General features: G+C 68.2%; 23 protein-coding genes. 12 read left to right on the forward strand and 11 right to left on the reverse strand.

Annotated features, from left to right (window positions below):
* The first annotated feature begins 19 nt into the window (after positions 1–19).
* The 4 genes from folE (at position 20) to ACTWJ5_RS26065 (ending at position 1748) form a co-directional block, all read left to right on the forward strand.
* Complete coding sequence (folE, locus tag ACTWJ5_RS26050) at positions 20–580, forward strand: GTP cyclohydrolase I FolE (protein WP_210147067.1); 561 nt, start codon at positions 20–22, stop codon at positions 578–580.
* Positions 581–582: 2 nt separating this feature from the next.
* Entirely contained in the window at positions 583–954 is a 372-nt protein-coding gene (gene folX / locus ACTWJ5_RS26055; RefSeq protein ID WP_009616045.1) for a dihydroneopterin triphosphate 2'-epimerase, read from the forward strand.
* Between the two features lie 118 nt (positions 955–1072).
* Positions 1073–1396 carry a DUF1244 domain-containing protein gene (locus tag ACTWJ5_RS26060; protein WP_009616044.1) on the forward strand — a complete coding sequence of 108 codons (324 nt, stop codon included), beginning with the start codon at positions 1073–1075 and terminating at the stop codon, positions 1394–1396.
* Between the two features lie 13 nt (positions 1397–1409).
* The gene (locus tag ACTWJ5_RS26065; RefSeq protein WP_009616043.1) at positions 1410–1748 is read left to right on the forward strand and encodes a HopJ type III effector protein; all 339 of its coding nucleotides are present in this window, start codon (positions 1410–1412) and stop codon (positions 1746–1748) included.
* 743 nt (positions 1749–2491) lie between these two features.
* Here ACTWJ5_RS26065 and trxB read toward each other — a convergent pair.
* Positions 2492–3439 carry a thioredoxin-disulfide reductase gene (gene trxB / locus ACTWJ5_RS26070; protein ID WP_444436831.1) on the reverse strand — a complete coding sequence of 316 codons (948 nt, stop codon included), beginning with the start codon at positions 3437–3439 and terminating at the stop codon, positions 2492–2494.
* A gap of 378 nt (positions 3440–3817) precedes the next feature.
* Here trxB and ACTWJ5_RS26075 point away from each other — a divergent pair, with 378 nt between their 5' ends.
* On the forward strand, positions 3818–5755 hold the full coding sequence (locus tag ACTWJ5_RS26075; protein WP_444436832.1) for a diguanylate cyclase domain-containing protein: 1938 nt from the start codon (positions 3818–3820) through the stop codon (positions 5753–5755).
* 86 nt (positions 5756–5841) lie between these two features.
* Positions 5842–6585 (forward strand): sulfate transporter CysZ, encoded by a 744-nt coding sequence (gene cysZ / locus ACTWJ5_RS26080; protein ID WP_444436833.1) that lies wholly within the window; start codon positions 5842–5844, stop codon positions 6583–6585.
* 601 nt (positions 6586–7186) lie between these two features.
* Here cysZ and ACTWJ5_RS26085 read toward each other — a convergent pair.
* Positions 7187–8881: an acid phosphatase gene (locus tag ACTWJ5_RS26085; RefSeq protein WP_444436834.1), complete on the reverse strand. Its 1695-nt coding sequence runs from the start codon at positions 8879–8881 to the stop codon at positions 7187–7189.
* Between the two features lie 174 nt (positions 8882–9055).
* Between ACTWJ5_RS26085 and ACTWJ5_RS26090 the strand changes: the two genes are divergently transcribed.
* Positions 9056–10258 (forward strand): glycosyltransferase family 4 protein, encoded by a 1203-nt coding sequence (locus tag ACTWJ5_RS26090; protein WP_074984660.1) that lies wholly within the window; start codon positions 9056–9058, stop codon positions 10256–10258.
* On the opposite strand, the gene ACTWJ5_RS26095 is transcribed toward ACTWJ5_RS26090, so the two are convergent.
* The 6 genes from ACTWJ5_RS26095 to slyD all read right to left on the reverse strand — a co-directional run bounded on the left by ACTWJ5_RS26095 (position 10259) and on the right by slyD (position 15284).
* The gene (locus ACTWJ5_RS26095) at positions 10259–11218 is read right to left on the reverse strand and encodes a DegV family protein (protein WP_444436835.1); all 960 of its coding nucleotides are present in this window, start codon (positions 11216–11218) and stop codon (positions 10259–10261) included.
* A gap of 198 nt (positions 11219–11416) precedes the next feature.
* Complete coding sequence (locus ACTWJ5_RS26100) at positions 11417–12529, reverse strand: NADH:flavin oxidoreductase (protein ID WP_444436836.1); 1113 nt, start codon at positions 12527–12529, stop codon at positions 11417–11419.
* Between the two features lie 55 nt (positions 12530–12584).
* Positions 12585–13178, reverse strand: a complete 594-nt coding sequence (locus ACTWJ5_RS26105; RefSeq protein WP_253389911.1) for a TetR/AcrR family transcriptional regulator — start codon at positions 13176–13178, stop codon at positions 12585–12587.
* Between the two features lie 78 nt (positions 13179–13256).
* Positions 13257–13997 carry a nitroreductase family protein gene (locus ACTWJ5_RS26110; protein ID WP_444436837.1) on the reverse strand — a complete coding sequence of 247 codons (741 nt, stop codon included), beginning with the start codon at positions 13995–13997 and terminating at the stop codon, positions 13257–13259.
* 115 nt (positions 13998–14112) lie between these two features.
* A complete protein-coding gene (locus ACTWJ5_RS26115) occupies positions 14113–14595 on the reverse strand; it encodes a glutathione peroxidase (protein ID WP_444436838.1) in 483 nt (160 codons plus the stop codon).
* A 203-nt stretch (positions 14596–14798) separates the two neighbouring features.
* On the reverse strand, positions 14799–15284 hold the full coding sequence (gene slyD, locus ACTWJ5_RS26120) for a peptidylprolyl isomerase (protein ID WP_064584245.1): 486 nt from the start codon (positions 15282–15284) through the stop codon (positions 14799–14801).
* Between slyD and ACTWJ5_RS26125 the strand changes: the two genes are divergently transcribed.
* From ACTWJ5_RS26125 to ACTWJ5_RS26140, 4 genes are all read left to right on the forward strand, one after another.
* Positions 15253–15588 carry a DUF3565 domain-containing protein gene (locus ACTWJ5_RS26125; RefSeq protein WP_074984683.1) on the forward strand — a complete coding sequence of 112 codons (336 nt, stop codon included), beginning with the start codon at positions 15253–15255 and terminating at the stop codon, positions 15586–15588. The two genes, slyD and ACTWJ5_RS26125, sit on opposite strands and share 32 nt — an antisense overlap.
* A gap of 7 nt (positions 15589–15595) precedes the next feature.
* A complete protein-coding gene (locus ACTWJ5_RS26130) occupies positions 15596–16783 on the forward strand; it encodes an acetate kinase (RefSeq protein WP_116425546.1) in 1188 nt (395 codons plus the stop codon).
* Positions 16784–16842: 59 nt separating this feature from the next.
* Positions 16843–18966, forward strand: a complete 2124-nt coding sequence (gene pta / locus ACTWJ5_RS26135; protein ID WP_249918939.1) for a phosphate acetyltransferase — start codon at positions 16843–16845, stop codon at positions 18964–18966.
* Positions 18967–19091: 125 nt separating this feature from the next.
* Positions 19092–20000, forward strand: a complete 909-nt coding sequence (locus ACTWJ5_RS26140; protein WP_444436839.1) for an acyltransferase — start codon at positions 19092–19094, stop codon at positions 19998–20000.
* A gap of 858 nt (positions 20001–20858) precedes the next feature.
* On the opposite strand, the gene ACTWJ5_RS26145 is transcribed toward ACTWJ5_RS26140, so the two are convergent.
* The 3 genes from ACTWJ5_RS26145 to ACTWJ5_RS26155 form a co-directional block, all read right to left on the reverse strand.
* On the reverse strand, positions 20859–21587 hold the full coding sequence (locus ACTWJ5_RS26145) for an OmpA family protein (RefSeq protein WP_058070675.1): 729 nt from the start codon (positions 21585–21587) through the stop codon (positions 20859–20861).
* A gap of 84 nt (positions 21588–21671) precedes the next feature.
* Entirely contained in the window at positions 21672–22316 is a 645-nt protein-coding gene (locus ACTWJ5_RS26150; RefSeq protein ID WP_074984674.1) for an MBL fold metallo-hydrolase, read from the reverse strand.
* Between the two features lie 72 nt (positions 22317–22388).
* Entirely contained in the window at positions 22389–23405 is a 1017-nt protein-coding gene (locus ACTWJ5_RS26155; protein ID WP_116425548.1) for an AraC family transcriptional regulator, read from the reverse strand.
* A 123-nt stretch (positions 23406–23528) separates the two neighbouring features.
* On the opposite strand from ACTWJ5_RS26155, the gene ACTWJ5_RS26160 reads away from it, so the two are divergent.
* Positions 23529–24368 (forward strand): metal-dependent hydrolase, encoded by an 840-nt coding sequence (locus tag ACTWJ5_RS26160; protein WP_444436840.1) that lies wholly within the window; start codon positions 23529–23531, stop codon positions 24366–24368.
* Positions 24369–24430: the final 62 nt, after the last annotated feature.

Consider the following 24430-nt stretch of genomic DNA (forward strand, 5'->3'; position numbering starts at 1 on the left):
TGGCGCGAGGAAACCTGCAATGACCGATTCCCTGTCCGCGAACTACCGCGAGATACTCCTGGGCCTGGGCGAGAACCCCGACCGCGAAGGCCTGCTCGACACCCCCAAGCGCGCCGCCAAGGCCATGCGCTACCTGTGCCACGGCTACGAGCTGAGCCTGGAGGAGATCGTCAACGGCGCGCTGTTCGCCTCGGATAACGACGAGATGGTGATCGTTCGCGACATCGAGCTGTATTCGCTGTGCGAACACCACCTGCTGCCCTTCATCGGCAAGGCCCATGTGGCGTACATTCCCACCGGACGGGTGCTGGGCCTGTCGAAGGTGGCGCGCATCGTCGACATGTTCGCCCGGCGCCTGCAGATCCAGGAGAACCTGACGCGGCAGATCGCCGAGGCGGTCGAGCGCATCACCGGCGCCGCCGGCGTGGCGGTGGTGATCGAGGCCCAGCACATGTGCATGATGATGCGCGGGGTGGAGAAGCAGAACTCGCAGATGTTCACCTCGGTGATGCTCGGCGCCTTCCGCGACTCCAGCAACACCCGCCAGGAATTCCTCCAACTGATCGGACGGAGCAAGTGACAATGACGCAATTGCAGCCGGGCATGGCGCGGATCCGCGTGAAGGATCTGCGCGTGCGCACCTACATCGGCATCAAGGAAGAGGAAATCCTCAACAAGCAGGACGTGCTGATCAACCTGACCATCCTCTACCCCTCGCAGGAGGCGGTGCAGGTCAACGACATCGAGCACGCGCTGAACTACCGCACCATCACCAAGGCGATCATCGCCCACGTCGAGGAAAACCGCTTCGCCCTGCTGGAGCGCCTGACCCAGGAAATCCTCGACCTGGTCATGGCCCACCCGGCGGTGCGCTACGCCGAGGTGGAAGTGGACAAGCCCCACGCCCTGCGCTTCGCCGAATCGGTGTCGATCGCCCTCGCCGCGCAGCGCTGAGCCACGCGGCGCCGCCTGGCCAACGGCCATTGCTGGCGCCCGCCCCGGCTCTTATCATCTGCGCAGCCCCGAAGAGCCCCGACGTCCCACGACGACGCGCCAAGCGAGAGCCCGACCCATGAGCAAGCCCGAACACAGCATCCTCGACCTCAGCCAGGAACAACGCACGGAACTGGAAGCCGCGGCGTTCCGCACCCTGGTCCAGCACCTGCGCAACCGCAAGGACGTGCAGAACATCGACCTGATGAACCTCGCCGGCTTCTGCCGCAACTGCCTGTCCAAGTGGTACAAGGCCGCGGCCGACGACATGGGCCTGGAACTGAGCCCGGAACAGGCCCGCGAGGAGATCTACGGCATGCCTTACGCCGAATGGAAGGCGAAATACCAGAAGGAGGCCTCGCCCGAGCAGCAGGCCGCCTTCGACACCGCCAAGAAACACTGACGAGCCCGCCTTGATGACCCTCACCGATTTCCGCGCGCGCCTGCGCAGCGAGCAGCATCTGTTCACCGATACCCTGGCGTTCATCGCCGAGCACTACAGCTACAGCCCCAGCGCCTTCAGCAACGGCCCGGTGGAGAACCCGGCCGGGCAGAACGAGGGGTCCTGCAAGACGCTCGGCTTCGCCATCCTCGAGGGTCTGAGCCTGGAGGAAACCCTGCTGGCCTTCGGTGAGCATTACCGCGCGGTGCGTGACACGCCCGAGGGTACTGATCACGCCAATATCCGGGCGCTGCAGAATACCGGCCTGGCTGGTGTGCGCTTCGAGCGTCAGCCGTTGTCGCGGCGTGGCTGAAGACTCGGAATGTAAAAAAGCCCCGCGATGCGGGGCTTTTTCTTGGGGGGCGTTTTGGGGCAGGGCTCGCTCGAGTGTGAGATTCGGTCCCACGCTCCTTACCCACCCTCGTCATTCCCGCGAACGCGGGAACCCAGTGGCTTCTTGTTTGGGTGTAACGCGCCGCTCCGAGTCTGCGGAGATTTTTTGTTTCGCCCCCTCGGGCGAGTCACTTCTTTCAAACGCCAAAGAAGTAACCAAGAAGGCTTGCCCCGACATACGGGCCCGATGAAGCCGGGCTACCCTCACGAATTCCCCCGCCACGGAGGCCCGCCCCGAGGGTACGTCCCTGTAGCCCGCGGGGCTCTCGCGACATCCATGTCGCATGACCTCCTGAGCGCCGGTTTCGCTCGGCCTTCTGAAGGGGCGTTCCGGTGCGCTCGGATGTTTCTCTGGAAGTCCAAAATCCAGAGCGAGAGCGGACAGCTCTTCGTAGGAGCGAGCTTGCTCGCGAACCGCCCGTCACTGGATTCCCGCGTTCGCGGGAATGACGGGGTTGAAGGATGGTGCCTGCCTCCAACGCCACTCCGAACAGCCCCCTCTCCCTTCAGGGCGGGGCGCGCAGCCGAGGGCTGGGGAGAGGGAAAGGACCTAATCCAAACACCAACGACCCCAAGTGAACCCCATTCACAAGCCCCCCTCCCCCACAAAGGAAAAAGCCCCGACCAGCGGGGCTCCGTCCTGCACGCCGGCTCTTGGGGCCGTTACAACGAATCCAGGTAACGCTCCACGTCCAGCGCCGCCATGCAGCCGGCGCCGGCCGAGGTGATGGCCTGGCGATAGACATGATCAGCCACATCACCCGCAGCGAACACACCGGGGATACTGGTAGCGGTAGCGTTGCCATCACGGCCGCCGTTGACCACCAGGTAGCCGTCCTTCAATTGCAGCTGGTTCTCGAACAACGAGGTGTTCGGCGTATGCCCGATGGCCACGAACAGCCCGTCCACCTTCAATTCCTCGGCGCGGCCGTCGTTGTTGCGCAGGCGCACGCCGGTGACGCCCATGTCGTCACCCAGCACCTCTTCCACCTGGGCGTTCAGCTTCAGGACGATTTTCCCCTCGGCTATACGGGCGCGCAGCTTGTCCTGCAGGATCTTCTCGGCGCGGAAGGTCTCGCGGCGGTGCACCAGGGTCACCTTGCTGGCGATGTTGGCCAGGTACAGCGCCTCCTCCACCGCCGTGTTGCCGCCACCGACCACAGCCACTTCGCGGTTGCGGTAGAAGAAGCCGTCGCAGGTGGCGCAGGCGGAGACGCCCTTGCCCATGAACGCCTCTTCCGAGGGCAGGCCCAGGTAGCGGGCGCTGGCGCCGGTGGCGATGATCAGCGCGTCGGCCGTGTAGGTGCCGCTGTCGCCCTTGAGCACCAGGGGCTTGCCAGCCAGGTCCACGGCGTTGATGTGGTCGAAGACGATCTCGGTCTCGAAACGCTCGGCGTGCTCCTGCATGCGCTGCATCAGCGCCGGGCCGGTGAGGCCGTGGGGGTCGCCGGGCCAGTTGTCCACCTCGGTGGTGGTGGTCAGTTGGCCGCCGGCCTGCAGGCCGGTGATCAGCAGCGGCCTGAGGTTGGCGCGGGCGGCATAGACGGCGGCCGAGTAACCGGCAGGGCCGGAGCCCAGGATGATGACGCGGGCGTGACGAACTTCAGACATGACTGACTCCTCGTCGAACAAGAAAGGGAGCTGCCAAGGTACCTGGGGGAAGGCTGGGAGGAGCGGCAGCTCCCGCTAAACGCACAGATCGCGAGGAAGGCAGGGCCGTCAGGAGCGGGCGGCGCTGCCGTGGAGTCATCCACGGCCTGAAGTCTGTCAGACGTTTCCCAATACCACCTTGAGATAAGTCAGGGACATCCCGCTTCGCCGGCCGGCCGGCCGGTTCGCGACTGGAGATTGCCGCGCAGCGTATAGCCCGCGCGGGCCCAGGCGAAATGCCCAATCTCAATGCCTCCGATAGAGCCCCCCTATCTCCCTCGGCGGGCCAACTAGACTCAGGAGGTCCGCCCCTCTCCACCCGCCACCTGCGTACCCGGCATGACCCTGAGAAACCGCCTGCTCCTGCTGTTCCTGCCGCTGCTCGCCCTCATCCTGCTGGGCATCTGGCAGTTGTCGGAACACATCCTCCTCGCGCGCTTCGACCGCGACGACCGCCAGCGCCTGTACGACGAGGTGCGCGTGCTCGACAGCCGCCTGGCCTTCGAGAAGAAGCGCCACCTGGACCTGCTGCGCAGCTATGCCTGGTGGGATGCCAGCTACCGCTTCGTCCTGCGCCCCACGCCGGGGTTCGTGCGGGAGAACCTGGACATCGACATGCTCGGCAACCTGGGCTTCGACTTCGCGCTCTACCTCGACAGCCAGGGGCGCGTCGTCGCCCAGCGCTGGGAGGAGGCGCGTCTCACCGCGCCCCAGGCGATAGCCGGCGCACCCAGCCCCGAGCGGCTGCGCCAGGCCCTGCTGAGCAACGCCCTGGAGCTGGGCGTGCTGGACCTGCAGGGCGACCCGTCGCGCAGCCTGGCGCAATGGCTGCTGGTGGACGGCACCCCGCTGCTGCTGCTCAGCCAGCCGATCAGCGACAACCTGGGGCGCGCCGAGCCGGTCGGCGCCATCGTCGCCGGCTATCTGCTCGACCAGCGCCGGGTGAACGCCCTGCAGGAACAGATGGACGCGCGCCTGCAGGTACAACCCGGGGTGACGCCCGGCGACGGCTGGCGCGCCCTGCACGTGCCGGGGCGCAACGGCGGCGCGCTGCTGAGCCCGCGGCGGGTGCTGGACGCCGACACCCAGCAGGCCACCCTGCTGTTCCTGAGCTCCGCCGACGTACCGCAATTCAGCCTGGCCATCAGCAAGTCGCGGGTCGCCTACCGGCAGGGCCAGGAAGCCATCCGCCTGTTCCTCGGCATGACCTTGCTGATCACCCTCGCCGGCCTGCTGCTGGCCTACCTCGTCCTGGAATTCTGGGTGATCCGCCGCGTGCAGCGGCTCAACCGCGGGGTGGCGAACATCGGCGCCGACGCCGGCCCCGCCCGCCTGGCCGACATGGGCCGCGACGAAGTCGGCCAACTGGCCTGCGAGGTCAACCAGATGCTCGAACGCCTGGAGCGCAGCGAGGCCCGCGACCGCGCCATCCTCGACAGCATCCGCGACGGCTACTTCGAGATGGACGACAGCGGCGTGGTGCTCACGGTGAACGCAGCCTTCTGCCGCCTGCTCGGCTACGCCGCCGAGGAAGTGGAAGGCCACTCCTACCGGGAACTGCTCGACGAACAGGACGTGGCGCGCGCCCGCGGGCTCTACCAGCAGGTGCGCGACGGCGAGCAGGAAACCACCTTCGCCGCGCCCTTCAAGCGCCGCGACGGCCAGCGCATGGTCTTCGAGACGAAGGTCTCGCCGATCGTCGACGCCCAGGGGCAGTTCTGCGGTTTCCGCGGCATCCTCCGCGACATCAGCCTGCAGGTGGCCTACCAGCAGCGCCTGCTGGACCTCGCCTACCGCGACGCGCTGACCGGCCTGGGCAACCGCAAGGCCTTCGGCGAACAGCTGCCCCTGGCCCTGCAGCGCTGCGCCGAAGGCACCGGCGTAGCCCTGCTGTACATCGACCTGGACCACTTCAAGCCGGTCAACGACCGTTACGGCCACGCCGCCGGCGACGCCGTGCTGGTCGCCGTGGGCGAGCGCCTGCGCAACAACCTGCGCCAGCCGGACATGGCCTTCCGCCTGGGCGGCGACGAGTTCGCCGTGATTCTCGCGGACGTCGACTGCGCCACCGCCGAAGCCCTGGCCGGGCGTCTGCTGGCCAGCCTCAACCAGGACTACCACGCCGGCGAGCAGCGCCTGGAATTCCTCTCCGCCAGCATCGGCATCGCCCTCTACCCGGCCGACGCCGGCGACACCGATGGCCTGCTCCAGGCCGCCGACAGCGCCATGTACCGCGCCAAGCAACAGCGCAACCACTACAGCCGCTACCGCGCCTAAACCCCACACAACAGGCAAAACAGACGGCTCGCGGCCCCGCGCCGGCCCTGCTAAGGTCGCAAGCTGGTTTCCTACGGAGATGTTCCATGCCAACCCTGAGCGGCCCGCAATACCTCGGCGAAGGCCTGAAACTCATGATGCGCCCGGGGCTGCGCCTGTTCGTGCTGCTGCCCCTGACGATCAACCTGCTGCTGTTCGTCGGCCTGATCGGCTTCGCGGTGAACCAGTTCAGCCACTGGGTCGACTGGCTGATGCCCAGCCTGCCGCAGTGGCTGGACTTCCTGCAGTACATCCTCTGGCCGCTGTTCGTCCTGCTGGTGCTGCTGATCCTGTTCTTCAGCTTCACGCTGGTGGCCAACCTGATCGCCTCGCCGTTCAACGGCTTCCTCGCCGAGAAGGTCGAAGTGGTGGTGCGCGGCCAGGACGACTTCCCCGCCTTCAGCTGGGCCGAACTGGCGGCGATGGTGCCGCGCACCATCGCCCGCGAACTGCGCAAGCTCGGCTACTTCCTGCCGCGGGCCATCGCCCTGTTCATCCTCAGCCTGATCCCCGGCCTGAACATCATCGCGGCGCCGCTGTGGCTGGTGTTCGGCGTGTGGATGATGGCCGTGCAGTACATCGACTACCCGGCGGACAACCACAAGCTGGGCTGGAACGAAATGCTCGCCTGGCTGCGCAGCAAGCGCTGGGCGTGCATGGGCTTCGGCGGGGTGACCTACCTGGCGCTGCTGATCCCGCTGGTCAACCTGGTCGCCATGCCCGCCGCCGTGGCCGGCGCGGTGCTGTTCTGGGTGCGCGAGGATGGCGACAAGGCGTTGGCCAGGCACTGAGCCGGGCTTCCCCCACGAACGCCCCGCCACACACGACACCCCGTAGGATGGCGTTGGGCGCAGCGATACCCATCCTACGAAAAGCACCTCGGCGCAATCGGTCACGGCGGTTGCGCCTAACCCCATCGACAAACACGACGCCCCGTAGGATGGCGTTGAGCGAAGCGATACCCATCACCGCGGCCGCATGGGTTTCGCAAGCTCGACCCACCCTACGGAACTGGTGGCCGCCGGCATGGACGCCCACCCGATGCGCGCCGACGTCGTCGCCTACGCCCCACGCGATTAAGACACACCCCCGTAGGAGCGGCGCGGCTGGGGCAGCGTAGGAGCGGATCTCATCCGCGATCCGCGCCGATACCTCCGGCTATCGCGGACAAAGTCCGCTCCTACGCCCTTCGGCAAACACAAGACCCGTAGGATGGCGTTGAGCGAAGCGATACCCATCACCGCGGCCGCATGGGTTTCGCCAAGGCTCAACCCATCCTACGAAAAGCGCCTTGGCGCAGCCGGCAAGACAGTTGCTCCTACGGTTACAGGGAAGCACGGGCGTAGGAGCGGACTCCGTCCGCGATTGGATTCACCGCGGGCCCTTCCCGCTTCACGCCGTGAAACGCAGCGCCGCCGTCAGATCGCCCATGGGCTGCTGGCCGCGGGCGCGCATGGCGTCGTCGCGCAGCTTCAGGCCGTCGAGCTTTTCCAGGTCGAACACCCGGGTGATCAGGCGCAGGATCGAGGCGGTGTCGTAGACGGTGTGGTCCACCGTGCCGTGGCGGGCGAAGGGCGAGACCACCAGCGCCGGGATGCGCGAGCCGGGGCCCCAGCGGTCGCCCCTGGGCGGCGCCACGTGGTCCCACCAGCCGCCGTTCTCGTCCACCGTGATGACGATCACCATGTTCTGCCACTGCGGGCTTTCCATCAGGTGCTTCACCGCGCGCACGATGTGCCGGTCGCCGCTGGCCACGTCGGCATAGCCGGCGTGCATGTTGAGGTTGCCCTGGGGCTTGTAGAAGCTCACCGCCGGCAGCTTGCCGGCGCGGGCGTCGGCGAAGAAGCGGTTGCTCGACGGGTCGTCGCCCAGGCCGCCGTCGCGCAGGCGTTTCGCGCGTTCCTCCGGGTGTTCCGGGCCCTGCTGGACGAAGTAGTTGAACGGCTGGTGGTGGTACTGGAAGTTGGGAATCTTCGGGATGCCGGCGGAGTTCTTGTACTGCTCCAGGGTGGCCTCCCAGGCGCCGGCGTACCAGGCCCAGTCCACGCCCTTCCTGCTCAACTTGTCGCCGATGTGCTCGTGGCGCTGCGGCACCATCACGTTGGGCTGGTCCGGCAGCGCGTAGTCCGGGCGCTTGGGGTCGCGCTGCACGGTCGGCCAGTAGGGCGGCAGCATGGTGTTCACGCCGTAGCCGTCGGGGGTCAGGGCGCTGGGGCCGAACTTCGGTGCGCCGCCAGTGACGCTGGCGGGCGAGTCGTCCAGCGGTTTCAGCCGCGGGTCGGCGGGATTGTCGCTCATCAGCTGGGCGATCTGCGTGTGCGCCGGCGAGTTGTGCACGTCCGGGTACACCGGCGGGGTCGCCGCCACCAGGTAGTGGTGGTTGAGGAAGGAGCCGCCGAAGGCGCCCTGGAAGAAGTTGTCGCACAGCACGAAGTCCCGGGCCAGGTCCCACAGGCGCAGGCTGTACGGGCTCTGCGCGTAGTAGCCCATGGGCAGCGCGCCGGAGTCGGCCCAGGCGACGAACATATCGTTGCGCCCGCCGTTGATCTGCATCTGGTTCTGGTAGAACACGTGCCACAGGTCGCGGGTCACCAGGCCCAGGGGCAGGTCCTCGCCCTGCGGGCCCTTGAGCGCGAAGGGCGCGTTGGGCAGGTTCTCCTGGTACTGCGCGCCCTCGGCGTAGGTCACGCCTTCCAGGCTCTGGCCGACCTGCAGCACGCCGCCGTACACCGGCGGCAGCTTGCCCAGCAGGCGGCCGTCGCGGTCGCGCTGCTGGTAGTCGGCCGGCTGCAGCGACGACAGCGGCTTCTCCACGCCGGGGAAGTCGCCGAACAGGTTGTTGAAGCTGCGATTCTCGGCGTAGATCACCACGATGCTCTGCACCTGCTCGCGCAGCGCCCGGTCCAGCTCGGCGCCCTCCAGTTCGCGCACGGCCTCGCCGGCCTGCGCCGTGCCCTCGCCCACCAGGCCGGCCAACGCGGCGCCGGCGCCCAGGGCCGCGGCGCCGCCGAGGAAGCGGCGGCGGCCGGCGTCCGCCAGTGGCTGGGCATCGTCCTGCCCGGGATTCTGATCGCGCTTGTCGCTCATCGACGGCTCCCCCATGTCGGAAATCGCGGCACTCTATCAGCCCCGTATGACAGGCGGGCGAAGGCTCTATGACAGGCCTTTCCAAAAGCCTTGCGAGAACCCCCTGAATCCCCGTCACATTTGTGCAACCCCGGCGTCACACGAGCTACACCGGCCAGGCGGAGACTGCCGTTCATGAGCACGACTCCCCTGCGCATCGCGCTGATCAGCGAAACCTTCCCGCCGGAAATCAACGGCGTGGCCAATACCCTCGGGCGCCTCGCCGCCGGGCTGCTGCAGCTCGGCCACCGGGTGCAGGTGGTGCGCCCGCGGCAGCACGTCGACGACGGCCGCCACAGCGACGACGAGCTGCTGCTCACCCGCGGCTGGCCGCTGCCCGGCTACCCCGGCCTGCAATGGGGCCAGTCGTGCCTGCACAAGCTGCTGCGGCACTGGCGGCGGCTGCGCCCGGACGTGCTCTACATCGCCACCGAGGGCCCGCTCGGGCTGGCCGCCCTGCGCGCCGCGCGACGCCTGCGGATTCCCGCGCTGAGCGGCTTCCACACCAATTTCCAGCAGTACAGCGCGCACTACGGCCTGGGCCCGCTGACGCGCCTGGTGACGGCCTACCTGCGCTGGTTCCACAACCGCACCCAGCGCACCCTGGTGCCCAGCGCCAGCCAGGCGCTGGAGCTGGAGCGCCGCGGCTTCGCCCACCTCGCCCAGCTGGCGCGCGGCGTGGATGGCCAGCTGTTCCAGCCCGGCCGCCGCGACGATGCCTTGCGCCGCGAGTGGGGCCTGGGCGAGCAGGACATCGCCGTGCTGCACGTCGGCCGCCTGGCCGCGGAGAAGAACCTCGGCCTGCTCGGCCGCGCTTTCAATCAACTGCGCGCCGCCCACCCGCAGTTGAAGCTGCGCCTGGTGATCGTCGGCGACGGCCCGCAGCGCGCGCAGCTCGCCCGCGAACTGCCGGATGCGATCTTCTGCGGCCTGCAACGCGGCGAGGAACTGGCCCGGCACTACGCCAGCGGCGACCTGTTCCTCTTCCCCAGCCTGTCGGAGACCTTCGGCAACGTGGTGCTGGAAGCGCTGGCCTCGGGCCTGGCGGTGGTCGCCTACGACCAGGCCGCCGCGGCCCAGCACATCCGCCACGGCCACGACGGCGCACTGGCGATTCCCGGCGACGAGGCCGATTTCATCGATGCCGCCAGCTGGCTGCTGGAAGACCGCGAGCACCTGCGCCGGGTGCGCCTGAATGCGCGCCAGCACGCCGGCCGCCTGGAATGGCGGAGCATCGTCGAACGCTTCGAGGGCTACCTGCTGGAAGCCATCCGCCAGCCGCTGCCGGCACCGGCCAACGGCACCGACGCGCTGGGCGCCGATACCGTGCGCAAGTGATCAGGCGAAGGGCTTGGGCTCGGCGGCGAACGACAGGCTCATGGCCCCGGCGCCGAGGTTGATGCCCCCGGTCGGGCTGAGCATGCCCAGGTGCATGGCGATGCCGCGCTCGCCGCAGGCCTGTTCCAGGGCCTCGAAGCCCGGCAGGTCGCGCAGCGCCGAGGGGTCGCCGGCGTAGCTCAGGCCGACGTGCGGGGCCAGCAGTTCACCAGCCTCCACCCGCGCGCGGGCGAAGTTGAGCAGGCGCTCGGCGGACTTCTCGTAGTTCGGCGACACCGACACCGGCTTGTCCTCGCCCTGCACCAGGCTCAGCACCGGCTTCATGTCGAGCATCGAGCCGATGCCGAGGAAGGCGCCGCGCAGGCGGTCGCCGATGCTGCTGCGGTCGCCCTTCTGGAAGCCGCGGCGGCGCACGTGGCCGAGGTCGTTGGCGACCAGGAAGGTGTTCATCTGCTGGCTCAGCTGCTCCAGGCGCGTGCGGATGGCGTTGGGGTGCTGGTCCTCGCCGAGCAGGCGCGCGCCTTCGGCGGCCAGCACCGCCAGGCCGGCGAACACCGTCTGGCTGTCCACCACGCGCAGCGCGAAGGGGCCGTTGATGCCGGCCGCGGCGCGTTTCTCGCGGTAGTTCTGCAGCAGGCCGAAAGAAGCCTGGGTGGCGTTGTCGAAGATCGGGCTGCGCGCGCTGCTGACGGTCAGGCAGATGACGTAGTCGAAGTCGGTGACCAGCTGTTCGAGGAACCAGGCCTGGGTTTCCACGGCTGTCAGCGGTTCGCTGCCGTCTTCCGGGGCGACCTTGGGCAGCTCCTCGGCGTAGAAGCGCAGGGTGGTGTCGGGGTCGCGATCGTCGATGATGCGCCGCTGGCCTATCCGGATACCGATGGGCAGGACGCGGATGTTGTTGGCAGCGAGGAATTCGGGGGGCAGGTCGCAGGTCGCATCCACCACCAGGCCGATCCGCATGGCTTAGCTCCTTTGGCCGTGTGCCGGCCTATTGTTGTGTGTTAGCCGCCCTACAATGCCCGTTTCCGACATTCAAGTCAGCAGATCGGAAGGTCTGCTTCGGAAAAGATTTGTAAATTTGGCGGAAATGGCCTTAGGAAAAGGACAAAAGAAACCGCCCGGGGAGCTGCCCCGGGCGGTCTTGTCGGTCCGCGGCGATCAGGCCAGGGACATCAGCGCATCGCGGCTGAACGGCTTGATGTCGGCCAGGCGGCCGTCGCGCACCTTCAGCGCCCAGTCCGGGTCCACCAGCAGCGCGCGGCCCACCGCCACCAGGTCGAACTCCTGCTTGCCCAGGCGCTCCAGCAGGCCCTCGATGCCCGAGGGCTGGGCCACTTCGTCGGTCTTGCCGAAGAAGGCCAGGAACTCGCTGCCGTCCAGGCCGACGTTGCCCACGGTGATGGTCGGCTTGCCGGTGAGCTGACGCGTCCAGCCGGCCAGGTTGAGGTCCGAGCCTTCGAACTCGGGAATCCAGAAGCGGCGGGTCGAGCAGTGGAAGATGTCCACGCCGGCCTCGGACAGCGGCTTGAGGAACGCCGCCAGTTCTTCCGGGGTCTGCACCAGGCGCGCGGCGTAGTCCTGCTGCTTCCACTGCGAGAAGCGGAAGATGATCGGGTAGTCCGGGCCCACCGCCTCGCGCACGGCGCGGATCAGCTCGATGGCGAAGCGCGAGCGGTTGGCCAGGCTGCCGCCGTATTCGTCGGTGCGCTTGTTGCTGCCGTCCCAGAAGAACTGGTCGATCAGGTAGCCGTGGGCGCCGTGGATCTCCACACCGTCCATGCCGATGGCCTTGGCGTCGCGGGCGGCCTGGGCGAAGGCGGCGATGACTTCCTGGATGTCTTCCCTGGTCATCTCGTGGACCAGCACCTGGCCGTCCTTCACCTTGCCGCTGGGGCCGTAGCCGGGGACGCTGGCGTCCGGCTCCACGCCCAGGCGGCGCACGGAACCCACGTGCCACAGCTGCGGGACGATCTTGCCGCCTTCGGCGTGCACCGCGTCGACCACCTGCTTCCAGCCGGCCAGGGCGTCCTCGCCGTAGAAGCGCGGCACGTTCGGGTAGCCGTTGGCGGCCTTGTGGCCGACGGTGGTGCCTTCGGTGACGATCAGGCCGACGCCGGCGGCGGCGCGGCGGCGGTAGTACTCCACCACCTGGGCGTGGGGCACGCCGCCCGGGCTGAAGTTGCGGGTCATCGGGGCCATGACCACGCGGGTCGGCAGCTCCAGGTTGCCGAGGCGGAAGGGCTGGAACAGGCTCTCTACGGATGCGCTCACGAAGGTTCTCCAGGGGCGGCCGGGCGGCCCGTCCCGTCAGTGGGTTGCACGATGTTCAGGCCGCCAGCACCCGCTCCAGGCGGGCGATGAAGGCTTCCATGGGTTGCAGCGAGCCGCTCGCCTTCAGCCGCCCCAGCACGCCCTGCCAGGCGTTGGCGATGAAGTTGGCGAGGTTCTCGCAGTCCTCGTCCGCGGCCAACTCGCCGGCGCGCTGCGCCTCGGCCAGGCAGTCGCGGAGGATGTCGGCGCCGCGCTGGAGGATGGCGTCGACCTGGGCGCCGATGGCCGGCGACAGTTCGGCCATCTCGAAGCTGAGGCTGCCGATGAAGCAGTGGTACTCGGCCTTCTCCTGGCGGGTAAAGTGCGCCAGCAGTTCGGCGTAGTAGCCGAGGATGCGCGCGCGCGGGCCCAGCGCCGGGTTGCCCAGGGCCTCGGCGTAGCGCTGCAGGCGCGAGCCGTAGATGTGCTCCAGGGCCTGCAGGGCGAAGTCTTCCTTGCTCTCGAAGTAGTGGTAGAAGGAGCCCTTGGGAATGCCCGCGGCCTGGACGATGTCCTGCACCCCGGTGCCGTGGTAGCCGCAGCGGGTCATGACCGCCGAGCCCTTGGCCAGGATGAGGTCGCGCTTGTCGAGTCGGATGCTGGTGTTCATGGGGCGCAGGATATGACCGGTCGTCTCGCCCTGCCCAGCACTATTGATGGCGGTGATTCTGCGCCACAGGCAGCGGCCTCAGTGCCAGCTGACGTACTGCTCCAGCGGGAAGCGCAGGCGCGGGTTGTACACGCCGCGCTCGGCGGCTCGGCCCACCGCCAGCAGCATGACCGGCACGGCCCGCGGCGGGATGTCCAGCACGCGGCGCAGGCGCACCTCGTCGAAGCCTTCCATGGGGCAGCTGGCGTAGCCGTGGCTCTGCACCGCGAGCATCAGGTTCTGCGCCGCCAGGGCGGTGGACTTGGTCGCCCACAGGCGCATCTGCGCGTGGCTGTTGGGCGTGCGCATCAGCGGCCGGCGCAGGCCGACCAGGCGCACCAGGCAGCGCTTGAACAGGCCGCGCAGGCCGAAGGCGCCCTGGTCGTACTGGAAGGGCGCGCTCTTCGCGTAGAACCTGCGCACCTGCTCCGGCACCTGCGGCTCCGGCCACTGTTCGAGCACCTGGCGGCAGGCCTCGCGCCAGGTGTCCGGGCGCGCCAGCACGGCGATCAGCACCGGCGCGGTGCGCGCGGCGTTCTGCTTCAGGCAGACCTCGTGCAGGCGCTGGCGCAGCGCCGGGTCGCGGATCACCTGGAAGCTCCAGGGCTGCAGGTTGCAGGAGTTGGGTGCGAGGCTCGCCAGTTCCAGGCAGTCGCGCAGCACCGCGTCCGGCACCGGCTCGTCGGTGAAGCGGCGCACCGAGCGGCGCTGCTCGATGAGCTGGCGCAACTGGGCCGGCCCGCAGGCCAGGTCGGGGGTTTCGGCGACGAATCGGGTCATGGCGGCGTCCTCGGTCGGTCCGGGGATTAAACCCGGCCAGCGGCGCCGCGCACAGGCGGATGAGAGAAATGCCGGCAGGATTGGCGCAAGCGCCCTCTCCTGCCGGTGCGCAGGCTCAGCCCAGGGCCTTCTCGATGGCCTGCACCAGGGCCGCGTCGTCCGGCGCGGTGCGTGGGCTGAAGCGCGCCAGCACGCGGCCGTCGGGGGCGAGCAGGAACTTCTCGAAGTTCCAGGTGATGTCGCCGGGGAACTCGGCGCCCTCGCCCGCCAGCAGGCGGTACAGCGGATGGCGTTCGGGGCCGTTGACTTCCAGCTTGGCCGACATCGGGAAGCTGACGCCGTAGTTCAGCGAGCAGAACGACTGGATGTCCACCTCGCTGCCCGGCTCCTGGCCGGCGAACTGGTTGCAGGGCAGGCCCAGGACCACGAAGCCGCGGTCGCGGTACTGCTGGTAGAGCTTCTCCAGCCCGGCGTACTGCGGGGTCAGACCACACCTGGAGGCGACGTTCACCACCAGCACCACCTTGCCCTTCAATGGGGAGAGCGGCAGATCCTGGCCATCCAGGCCACGCAGAGTCAGATCGTGAAAAGCGCTCATTGGAGTACTCCTTGAATGAAATAGGCACACGAAGTGCCGTGCGCCCGGCCGGACAAGTCGTCCACGCGGCGCATCCCAGTCGGTTCGGGAAAAAGGCCCAGCGTCCGTGCATGCGAAAGGCGCCCTCAGGCGCCTTTCACGGGTACAAGCTTAGCAGCTCCGACCGGGTGTCACCGGGCCATCAATCGGCCCGACGAAACACCTCAGTGGTGGTGGCCGCCCTCGCCATGGATGTGGCCGTGGGCGACTTCTTCCTCGGAAGCTTCGCGCACGTCGACCACCTTGACCTTGAAGTTCAGGCGCTGGCCGGCCAGCGGGTGGTTGCCGTCGACGGTCACGTCGTCGCCGTCGATGTCGCGGATGGTGACGATCTGCATGCCGCCGTCCGGAGCGGAAGCGTGGAACTGCATGCCGACCTGCAGCTCGTCGACGCCTTCGAACATCTCGCGGCTCAGGGTGGCGACCAGCTCGGCGCTGTATTCGCCGTAGGCTTCGCCCGGCTCGATGGCCACGTCCAGCTCGTCGCCGACCTGCTTGCCTTCCAGGGCCTTCTCCAGACCGGAGATGATGTTGCCGGCACCATGCAGGTACACCAGCGGAGCGCCGCCGGCGGAACTGTCGATGACCTCACCTGCGTCGTTGGTCAGGGTATAGTCGATGGAAACCGCCTTGTTGGCTGCGATCTGCATGGGGAAGAACCTTTCCGAAAAAGAAGTTGAGCGAACAAGTCTACGCCGGGCCGGGGATGAAAGCGACCCGAAGGCGGACGGATGGCCCGTGCGCGAGCCGCCGCGCCTGCTTGACTTCCATCAGGACGAGGACGGCCACTGGGTGGCAGTGTTGTCCTGCGGCCACACCCAGCACCTGCGCCACCAGCCGCCCTGGCAGTCGCGCCCCTGGGTGCTGGACGCCAAGGCGCGCGCGGCGCTGATCGGCCGGCCCTTCGCCTGCGGCTGGTGCGCCCGGGCAACCCACCCCGACGACAAGGACTGAGACGAGCATGGCGGCACGCAACATCCTGGTAATCAACTGCGGCAGTTCCTCGATCAAGTTCGCCCTGGCCAGCGAGGATCGCGAGGGCTTCGTCCTGCACGGCCTGGCCGAGCGCCTGGGCGAGCCCGGCGCGGTGCTCGGCTGGGTGCGCGGCGGCCAGCGCGACAGCCTGGAGCTGGGCGACGGCGCCGGCCACGAAGTCGCCCTGGCGCGCCTGCTGCCGCTGGTGGAGCAGGCTGTGAAGGGCCCGCTGCACGCCATCGGCCACCGCGTGGTGCACGGCGGCGAGCGCTTCACCCAGGCCTGCCGGATCGACGCCGAGGTGCTCCAGGCGATCCGCGACACCGTGCCCCTGGCGCCGCTGCACAACCCGGCCAACCTGCTGGGCATCGAGGCGGCCATGGCGCTTTATCCACAGCTGCCCCACGTCGCCGTGTTCGACACCGCCTTCCACCAGAGCCTGCCGCCGCGCGCTTACCGCTACGCCCTGCCGGAACCGCTGTACCGCGAGCAGCACGTGCGCCGCTACGGCTTCCACGGCACCAGCCACCGCTACGTCAGCCACCGCGCCGCCGAGATCAGCGGCCTGGCCCTGGGCGACAGCTACTGGATTTCCGCGCACCTGGGCAACGGCAGCTCCACCTGCGCCATCGCCGAGGGCCAGAGCCGCGACACCAGCATGGGCCTGACGCCGCTGGAAGGCCTGGTGATGGGCACCCGCAGCGGCGACGTCGACCCCAACCTGCACAGCCACCTGGCGCGCACCCTGGGCTGGAGCCTGGAGAAGATCGACCACATGCTCAACCACGACAGCGGCCTGCTCGGGCTTTCCGGGCTGTCCAACGACATGCGCACCCTGGAGCACGCCCGCGAGCAGGGCCACGCCAACGCGGCGCTGGCCATCGAGGTGTTCTGCTACCGCCTGGCCAAGTCCCTGGCGGCCATGACCTGTGCCCTGCCGCGCCTGGACGGGCTGATCTTCACCGGCGGCATCGGCGAGAACTCGCCCCTGGTGCGCAACCTCACGGTGCAGCACCTGCACGTGATGAACCTGCAGCTCGACGGCGAGGCCAATGCCCGCTGCGTGCGCGGCGTCGAAGGGCCGATCCACGCCCAGGGCCATCCGCGGGTGCTGGTGATCCCGACCAACGAGGAACGCCAGATCGCCCTCGACACCCTGGCCGTGCTCGGCTGAAGATTGCCTCCCCGGCCCCACAAGGGCCGCAGCGAACCCGAACGGCTTAAGGAGCCCGGATGCATACCTTCTTCATCGCCCCGACCGGCTTTGGCGTCGGCCTCACCTCCATCAGCCTCGGGCTGATCCGCGCCCTGCAGCGCGCCGGCCTGAAGGTCGGCTTCTACAAACCCATCGCCCAGCCGCAACCCGGCGACGACGGCCCGGAGCGCTCCAGCGAGCTGGTGGCCCGCACCCACGGCCTCAAGCCACCCACCCCGCTGCCGCTGGGCAAGGTCGAGCGGATGCTCGGCGACGGCCTGCTGGACGATCTGCTCGAAGGCATCATCCACGAGTACCGGGCCGCCGCCGAAGGCCAGGACGTAATGATCATTGAGGGCATGGTCCCCACCCGCCACGTCAGCTACGCCGCGCGCATCAACTTCCACCTGGCCAAGAGCACCGACGCCGAGGTCATCCTGGTCTCGGCGCCGGAGAACGAGACGCTCAACGAGCTGTGCGACCGCCTGGAGATCCAGGCCCAGCTGTTCGGCGGCGCCCACGATCCGAAGCTGCTCGGGGTGATCCTCAACAAGGTCCGCGACGTCGACGGCGAAGGCCGCCCGCTGGAGGGCGAGGCCGCCGCCCAGCGCTTCGCCGCGCGCCTGAGCGAGCACTCGGCACTGATGCGCGGCGGCGAGTTCCGCCTGCTCGGCTGCATCCCCTGGCAGGACGACCTCAACGCCCCGCGCACCCGCGACGTGGCCGACCTGCTCAATGCCAGCGTGCTCAACGCCGGCGACTACGAGCAGCGCCGGGTGCAGAAAATCATCCTCTGCGCGCCCTCGGCGCCGAACACCGTGCACCTGCTCAAGCCCGGCGTGCTGGTGGTGGTGCCGGGCGACCGCGACGACATCATCCTCGCCGCCTGCCTGGCGGCCATGAACGGCGTGCCCCTGGCCGGCCTGCTGCTGTGCAGCGGCCTGGCGCCGGACGCGCGGATCATGGAACTGTGCCGCAGCGCCCTGCAGAGCGGCCTGCCGGTGCTGACGGTGAACACCGGCTCCTACGACACCGCCGGCGATCTCACGCGGATGAACAAGGAAATCCCCATCGACGACCGCGAGCGCGCCGAGCACGTCACCGAGTACGTCGCCGGGCACATCGACTTCGAATGGCTGCGCGAGCGCTGCGGCGCGCCCCACGAGCCGCGCCTGTCGCCGCCGGTGTTCCGCTACCAGCTGACGCAGCGCGCCGCCCGCGCCGGCAAGCGCATCGTCCTGCCCGAGGGCAGCGAGCCGCGCACCGTGCAGGCGGCAGTGATCTGCCACGCCCGCGGCATCGCCCGCTGCGTGCTGCTGGCCAAGCCCGACGACGTCCAGGCGGTGGCGCAGATGCTCGGCATCGCCCTGCCGGCGGACCTGGAGGTCATCGACCCGGACCTGGTGCGCAGCCGCTACGTCGAGCCCATGGTGACGCTGCGCAAGGGCAAGAACCTCAACGCGCCCATGGCCGAGCAGCAGCTGGAAGACAACGTGGTGCTGGGCACCATGATGCTCGCCCTGGAAGAGGTGGACGGCCTGGTCTCCGGCGCCATCCACACCACCGCCAACACCATCCGCCCGGCGCTGCAGCTGATCAAGACCGCGCCGGGCTACAACCTGGTGTCCTCGGTGTTCTTCATGCTGCTGCCCGACCAGGTGGTGGTCTATGGCGACTGCGCGGTGAATCCCGATCCTTCGGCCAGTGACCTGGCGGAGATCGCCCTGCAGAGTGCCGACTCGGCGCAGGCCTTCGGCATCGTCCCGCGGGTGGCGATGATCAGCTACTCCACGGGGGACTCGGGAACCGGCGCGGATGTCGAGAAAGTGCGGGAAGCGACGCGCATCGCGCAGGAAAAACGCCCCGATCTGTTGATCGACGGGCCCTTGCAGTATGATGCCGCCGCCGTCGCCGGCGTCGGCCGCCAGAAGGCTCCCGACAGCCCGGTGGCCGGCCGCGCCACGGTGTATGTGTTCCCCGACCTGAACACCGGGAACACCACCTACAAGGCGGTGCAGCGCAGCGCCGACTGCATCAGCATCGGCCCCATGCTGCAAGGCTTGCGCAAGCCGGTGAACGACCTGTCGCGCGGCGCCCTGGTGGAAGACATCGTCTACACCATCGCGCTCACCGCGATCCAGGCCGATACGCAACAGACCTGATCCAAGGAGGGCCGCCCAGCGGCGGCCCAGGCCAACGCCGGCACAGGAAGGTGCCACCCGAACAGCGGGGCCGGAACCCCGACCACGCGCCGCCGCCGAGCGTCGCCCATGTACAAGGAACATCCATGCTCAACTTCCTTCCCCATGCCCTGCGCGGCTCGCTCGCCGGCCTGCTGCTGATCCTCAGCACCCTGTGCTGGTGCGTCCCGCTGTTCGGCATGACGCTGTTCAAGCTGCTGCTGCCCTTCGCCCCGGCCCAGGCGGTTTGCCGGCGGATCATGGGGCTGATCGCCGAAGGCTGGATCAGCTGCAACAAGGGCTGGATGAACCTGGTGCAGCGCACCGGCTGGAACGTCCAGGGCCTGGAAGGCCTGGAGTACGACCATTCCTATCTGGTCACCAGCAACCATCAGAGCTGGGTCGACATCCTCGTCCTGCAGTACCAGCTCAACCGGCGCATCCCGCTGCTGCGCTTCTTCCTCAAGCAGCAGCTGATCTGGGTGCCCGTCATCGGCCTGTGCTGGTGGGCGCTGGATTTCCCCTTCATGAAGCGCTACAGCAAGGCCTACCTGGCCAGGCACCCGGAGAAGCAGGGCCAGGACCTGGCCACCACCCGCAAGGCCTGCGCCAAGTTCAAGCGCATCCCGGTGGCCATCTTCAACTTCCTCGAAGGCACCCGCTTCACCCGCGCCAAGCACGACGAGCAGGGCTCGCCGTTCCAGCACCTGCTCAAGCCCAAGGCCGGCGGCATCGCCTTCGTCCTCGACGCCATGGGCGAGCAGCTGCGCACCCTGGTCAACGTGACCATCCACTACCCCGACGGCAGCCCAACCTTCTGGTGCCTGCTGTCCGGGCGCCTGAAGCGCGTGGTGGTGCGCTTCGAGGAGCTGGAGATTCCGCGGCAGTTCATCGGCAAGAGCTACGACCAGGATGCGGATTACCGGGCGGAGTTCCAGCGCTGGGTGAACCAGCTGTGGGAGCGCAAGGACCAGGTGCTGGCACAGTTGCACCGGGAGTATCCGGCCAAGGCTTGAGGGGGTGCGCTTTTGCTCTTGTAGGAGCGAGCTTGCTCGCGAAGGGTGATGGTGGTGCTGGGTTCAGAGCGCCCTCTCCCCAACCCTCGGCTGCGCGCCCCGCCCTGAAGGGAGAGGGGGCTGTTCGGAGTGAGTGGGGAGTTCGGAGTCAGCCTGATACTCCTCACCCCACCTCGTCATTCCCGCGAATGCGGGACGCGGCTCCATCGCGAACAGCGCTTGCGCTGGCCCGAAGGGGAATAACCCAGTGACGGGCGGTTCGCGAGCAAGCTCGCTCCTACGAAAAGCAAAAGCAAAAGCGCGTTTGCTCTTGGACTTCCAGAGAAACATCCGCGCACTCCGAAACGCCCCTTCAGAAGGCCGAGCGAAACCGGCGCTCAGGAGGTCATGCGACATGGATGTCGCGAGAGCACCGCGGGCTACAGGGACGTACCCTCGGGGCGGGCCTCCGTGGCGGGGGAGTTCGTGAGGGTAGCCCGACTCCGTCGGGCCCGTATGCGGGGCAAGCCTTTTTGGTTCCTTTTGTGGCGTTTGACAAAAGGGACTCGCCCGAGGGGGCGAAACGAGAGACATCCGAACACTCGGAGCGGCGCGCTACACCAAGCCCCCAAATCTCTGGGTTATTCCCCTTCGGGCCAGCGCAAGCGCTGTTCGCGATGGAGCCGCGTCCCGCGTTCGCGGGAATGACGGGGTGAGGTTAGGGGTGGGAGGATGGCGCCTGACCGACGCATCGCTCAGGACAGCCCCCTCTCCCGCTTGCGGGAGAGGGCTGGGGAGAGGGCGCTCTTAAAGACTCCCCCTCCCCCCCAAACAAAAAAAGCCCGCCAACCGGCGGGCTTTTTTTCATCCAGGCAACACTTACTGATACTGCTGCTGCCCACCCTGCGGCGCAGTGCCCTGGGCGCCCGGCAGGGCCTTCAGGTTCACCTCGACCCGACGGTTCTGCGCACGACCATCCACCGTGGAGTTGCTCGCGATCGGCTGGTCCGGCCCCATCCCGCGAGTGCTCACGCGAGTACCGTCGACGCCTTGCGAAGTCAGGTAGGTCGCCACACTCTGCGCCCGGCGCTGCGACAGGTCCATGTTGTGCTGGCGGCTGCCGGTGCTGTCGGTGTAGCCGACGATCTCGATGCTGTTCTGGTTGAACTGCTTGAAGGAGTTCGCCAGGTTGTTCAGCGGCGCGTAGAAGGACGGAGCGATGTTCGCCGAATCGGTGGCGAAGGTGATGTTGCCCGGCATGATCAGCTTGATGTCATCGCCCTGGCGCTGCACCTGCACGCCGGTGCCCTGCATCTGCTGGCGCAGCTGGGCCTCCTGCTTGTCGGCGTAGTAGCCGTAGCCGGCGCCGGCCATGCCGGCCACCGCGGCGCCGATCAGCGCGCCCTTGCCGCGGTTGTCGTGGTTGATCGCCGCGCCGGCCACGGCGCCGGCCAGCGCGCCCAGGCCGCCGTACTTGGCGGTCTTGCTCACGCCGCCCTCCTGGGGGACCTGGGTGTTGGGGTCATAGGGATTCTGCGAGGCGCAACCGGCCATGAGAGCGAAGGCGGTGACGGCCGCGACCATGGACAGACGACGTGCGGTGAACATGAAGGAGGACTCCTCGGATAGCGATACGCCCTTTCCCGGGCGGCAGGTTAGAGCTTGGAACGTGCAAAAGATTCCACAACAACCTTAAGCACGAATGAACGGATTCTCACGCATTTCATCGCCCAGGCGCGTGTCCGGGCCGTGGCCGGTGACCACGGTGGCCTCCTCGTCCAGGCTGTACAGGCGCTGTTTGATCGAACGCTCGATGGTGGCGTAGTCGCCGCCCCACAGGTCGGTGCGGCCGATGCCGCGGCGGAACAGGGTGTCGCCGGCGATCAGCAGCCTGGCGCCGGGGAACCAGAAACTCATCGAGCCCGGCGTGTGCCCCGGGGTATGCAGCGCCACGCCGCAGCCGCAGGCCAGCTCCTCGTCGTCCTGCAGCCACTGGTCCGGCGACGGCACCGGCTTGTAGGGCACGCCGAACATGCGGCACTGCATCTCCAGGTTGTCCCAGAGGAACTGGTCGCCCTGGTGCAGGTGCAGGGTGGCGCCGGTCTTCTCCTTCATCTGCCCGGAGGCGAGGAAGTGATCCAGGTGCGCATGGGTGTGGATAATGCTCACCACCTTCAGGCCGAGGGCGTCGAGGCGCTGCAGGATCAGCTCGTGGTCGCCGCCCGGGTCGACCACGATGGCCTTCTTCGTCAGCGGGTCGCCGATGATGGTGCAGTTGCACTGCAGGGGGCCGACGGGGAAGGTTTCGCGGATCAGCGCGGGCTGGGCGGCGTCCATGGGGTATTTCCTGGCAGGTTTCGACAAACGCCAAGGGTGACGGCAAAGCCGCCGCGCTTCAACTCCCCGTGTTCAGTCGGCGCGGTAGTCGGTGGGCAGCTTGCCGGTCCACTTGCGGAACGCCCGGCGGAAGTTCGACGGGTCGTTGAAGCCCAGCAGCAGGGCGATCTCGTACAGCGGCAGGTGGGTGGTGGTGAGGTATTGCAGGGCCAGGCGCTTGCGCACGTCGTCCAGCACCTGCTGGTAGGTGGTGCCCAGGCTGGACAGGTGCCGGCGCAGGCTGCGGCCGCTGGTGTGCAGCTCGCGGGCGGCGCTGTCCAGGTCGGGGAACTCGCCGGGGCGCGCCAGCAGCAGGCGGCGGATGCGCGTGAGCAGGCCTTCCTGCACGTCCAGGCTGGCCAGCAGCGCCTCGCACTGCTGCTCGCACATCTGCACCGTGGCCGGGTTGGCCAGGGCCATGGGGCGGTTGAGGTATTCCCGCGGCAGGCTGATGAAGTGGAACGGCTGGTCGAAGGCCGCCGGCCTGCCGAACACCTCGGTGTAGCGCTCGGCGTAGGGCGGCGCGGGGAAGGCGAAACCGACCTCCACGCCCTGCAGCGGCTCGCCGACGAGGAAGCGGGCGATGGTGTACAGGCTGGTCATCAGGCCCTCGCCGGCGAAGCGCTGCATGGGCCCCAGGGGGATCGACTCGCTGGCGCGCAACTGCGAGCGGTCCTGCTCCTCGACGCGCTCCAGGTCGTAGGCCAGGCCCAGCACGCGGTAGTACTTGAGGGCGAAGTCGATGGCCTTTTCCAGGTTGGCGCTGGACAGCACCGCGTAGCCGAGGATGCCGTGGGTGGAGACGTTCAGGCGCTGGCCCAGCAGCAGGCCGAAGGCCGGCTCGCCGCAGTTGGCCAGGGCGGCGCCGGCGAGCAGGTTGAAGTCGACGAAGGACAGCCGCCCGGCCGGGTTCTGCAGCACCTCGGGGCGCACCCGGGCCAGTTCGAACAGGCGCTGGCGCGGCACGCCGAGCTCCTCGGCGAGGTCGAGCAGGGCCTGGGCGTAGGCCACGGGAACCAGTTCGGCGGTGAAGTTGAGCGGTTGCTTCATGGGCTTCTTCTTGTTCTGACCGCTGGCCGGATATGACCGGAAAGTTGGCAGAAGATAACCTTGTGAGCCTTCCCCCGCAAGCCCAAGATCGGTGCCATGGAAACCCACAACAATGGAGCCGTCATGGCCAGCACGACCCCCGCAGGACTGGAAATCAAGCCACGGCACATGGACTTCGAGCTGCCCGATCCGCTGCCGCGCCACTGGCACGGCGGGGACGCCTTCAAGTCGCACCTGTTCGACGCCATGTCGGTGCTCTTCCCCGATGGCGAGCGCTTCTTCATCGACTCGGTGCGCAACTTCCGCGAGCAGATCGCCGACCCGGTGCTCAAGGAGCAGATCCGCGGCTTCATCGGCCAGGAAGGCCACCACAGCCGCGAGCACCTGGTGTACAGCCAGCGCCTGAAGGACCTCGGCTACGACATCACGCGCATCGAGAAACTGGCCCAGGCGCGCATCCGCTACACCCAGAAGAAGTTCAGCACCCGCCGCCAACTGGCGGCCACCGCGGCGCTGGAGCACATCACCGCGATCATGGCCAACGGCCTGCTCACCAACCCGCGCACCCTGGAGGGCGCCGAGCCGGTGATGCAACGCCTGTGGCGCTGGCACGCGCTGGAGGAAACCGAGCACAAGGCGGTGGCCTTCGACGTCTACAACCAGGTCTGCGGCAGCCGCCGCCTGCTGCGCCGGGCGATGGTGATGGCGACCCTCTTCTTCGTCCTCGACACCTTCCGCGGCCTGGTGCACATGCTCAAGCGCGACGGCCTGCTGTGGAACTGGCGCGTGTGGCGCGACGGCCTGAAATGGAGCTGGGGCAAGGACGGCGTGTTCCGCCCGCTGCTGCGCGAGTACCGCGACTTCTTCCGCAAGGACTTCCACCCGTGGCAGCACGACAACCTCGACCTGCTGTACCAGGTGCGCAAGGAATACGATCCGCAGCCGATGGCGCATGCGGGTTGATTCCGGCTTTTCCACAACGCCCCGCCTCGTCGGGGCGTTGGTGTTTCTGCAGGGGCCGATCG

The sequence above is a fragment of the Pseudomonas sp. A6 genome (genome assembly GCF_052367875.1).
Taxonomy (GTDB): Bacteria; Pseudomonadota; Gammaproteobacteria; order Pseudomonadales; family Pseudomonadaceae; genus Pseudomonas; species Pseudomonas citronellolis.

What these genes read in the sequence shown, in the direction of transcription:
- folE (WP_210147067.1), top strand. Translation starts at nt 20, where the DNA reads ATGACCGATTCCCTGTCCGCGAACTACCGCGAGATACTCCTGGGCCTG.
- folX (WP_009616045.1), top strand. Translation starts at nt 583, where the DNA reads ATGACGCAATTGCAGCCGGGCATGGCGCGGATCCGCGTGAAGGATCTG.
- ACTWJ5_RS26060 (WP_009616044.1), top strand. Translation starts at nt 1,073, where the DNA reads ATGAGCAAGCCCGAACACAGCATCCTCGACCTCAGCCAGGAACAACGC.
- ACTWJ5_RS26065 (WP_009616043.1), top strand. Translation starts at nt 1,410, where the DNA reads ATGACCCTCACCGATTTCCGCGCGCGCCTGCGCAGCGAGCAGCATCTG.
- trxB (WP_444436831.1), bottom strand. Translation starts at nt 3,439, where the DNA reads ATGTCTGAAGTTCGTCACGCCCGCGTCATCATCCTGGGCTCCGGCCCT.
- ACTWJ5_RS26075 (WP_444436832.1), top strand. Translation starts at nt 3,818, where the DNA reads ATGACCCTGAGAAACCGCCTGCTCCTGCTGTTCCTGCCGCTGCTCGCC.
- cysZ (WP_444436833.1), top strand. Translation starts at nt 5,842, where the DNA reads ATGCCAACCCTGAGCGGCCCGCAATACCTCGGCGAAGGCCTGAAACTC.
- ACTWJ5_RS26085 (WP_444436834.1), bottom strand. Translation starts at nt 8,881, where the DNA reads ATGAGCGACAAGCGCGATCAGAATCCCGGGCAGGACGATGCCCAGCCA.
- ACTWJ5_RS26090 (WP_074984660.1), top strand. Translation starts at nt 9,056, where the DNA reads ATGAGCACGACTCCCCTGCGCATCGCGCTGATCAGCGAAACCTTCCCG.
- ACTWJ5_RS26095 (WP_444436835.1), bottom strand. Translation starts at nt 11,218, where the DNA reads ATGCGGATCGGCCTGGTGGTGGATGCGACCTGCGACCTGCCCCCCGAA.
- ACTWJ5_RS26105 (WP_253389911.1), bottom strand. Translation starts at nt 13,178, where the DNA reads ATGAACACCAGCATCCGACTCGACAAGCGCGACCTCATCCTGGCCAAG.
- ACTWJ5_RS26110 (WP_444436837.1), bottom strand. Translation starts at nt 13,997, where the DNA reads ATGACCCGATTCGTCGCCGAAACCCCCGACCTGGCCTGCGGGCCGGCC.
- ACTWJ5_RS26115 (WP_444436838.1), bottom strand. Translation starts at nt 14,595, where the DNA reads ATGAGCGCTTTTCACGATCTGACTCTGCGTGGCCTGGATGGCCAGGAT.
- ACTWJ5_RS26125 (WP_074984683.1), top strand. Translation starts at nt 15,253, where the DNA reads ATGGAAACCGCCTTGTTGGCTGCGATCTGCATGGGGAAGAACCTTTCC.
- slyD (WP_064584245.1), bottom strand. Translation starts at nt 15,284, where the DNA reads ATGCAGATCGCAGCCAACAAGGCGGTTTCCATCGACTATACCCTGACC.
- ACTWJ5_RS26130 (WP_116425546.1), top strand. Translation starts at nt 15,596, where the DNA reads ATGGCGGCACGCAACATCCTGGTAATCAACTGCGGCAGTTCCTCGATC.
- pta (WP_249918939.1), top strand. Translation starts at nt 16,843, where the DNA reads ATGCATACCTTCTTCATCGCCCCGACCGGCTTTGGCGTCGGCCTCACC.
- ACTWJ5_RS26140 (WP_444436839.1), top strand. Translation starts at nt 19,092, where the DNA reads ATGCTCAACTTCCTTCCCCATGCCCTGCGCGGCTCGCTCGCCGGCCTG.
- ACTWJ5_RS26145 (WP_058070675.1), bottom strand. Translation starts at nt 21,587, where the DNA reads ATGTTCACCGCACGTCGTCTGTCCATGGTCGCGGCCGTCACCGCCTTC.
- ACTWJ5_RS26150 (WP_074984674.1), bottom strand. Translation starts at nt 22,316, where the DNA reads ATGGACGCCGCCCAGCCCGCGCTGATCCGCGAAACCTTCCCCGTCGGC.
- ACTWJ5_RS26155 (WP_116425548.1), bottom strand. Translation starts at nt 23,405, where the DNA reads ATGAAGCAACCGCTCAACTTCACCGCCGAACTGGTTCCCGTGGCCTAC.
- ACTWJ5_RS26160 (WP_444436840.1), top strand. Translation starts at nt 23,529, where the DNA reads ATGGCCAGCACGACCCCCGCAGGACTGGAAATCAAGCCACGGCACATG.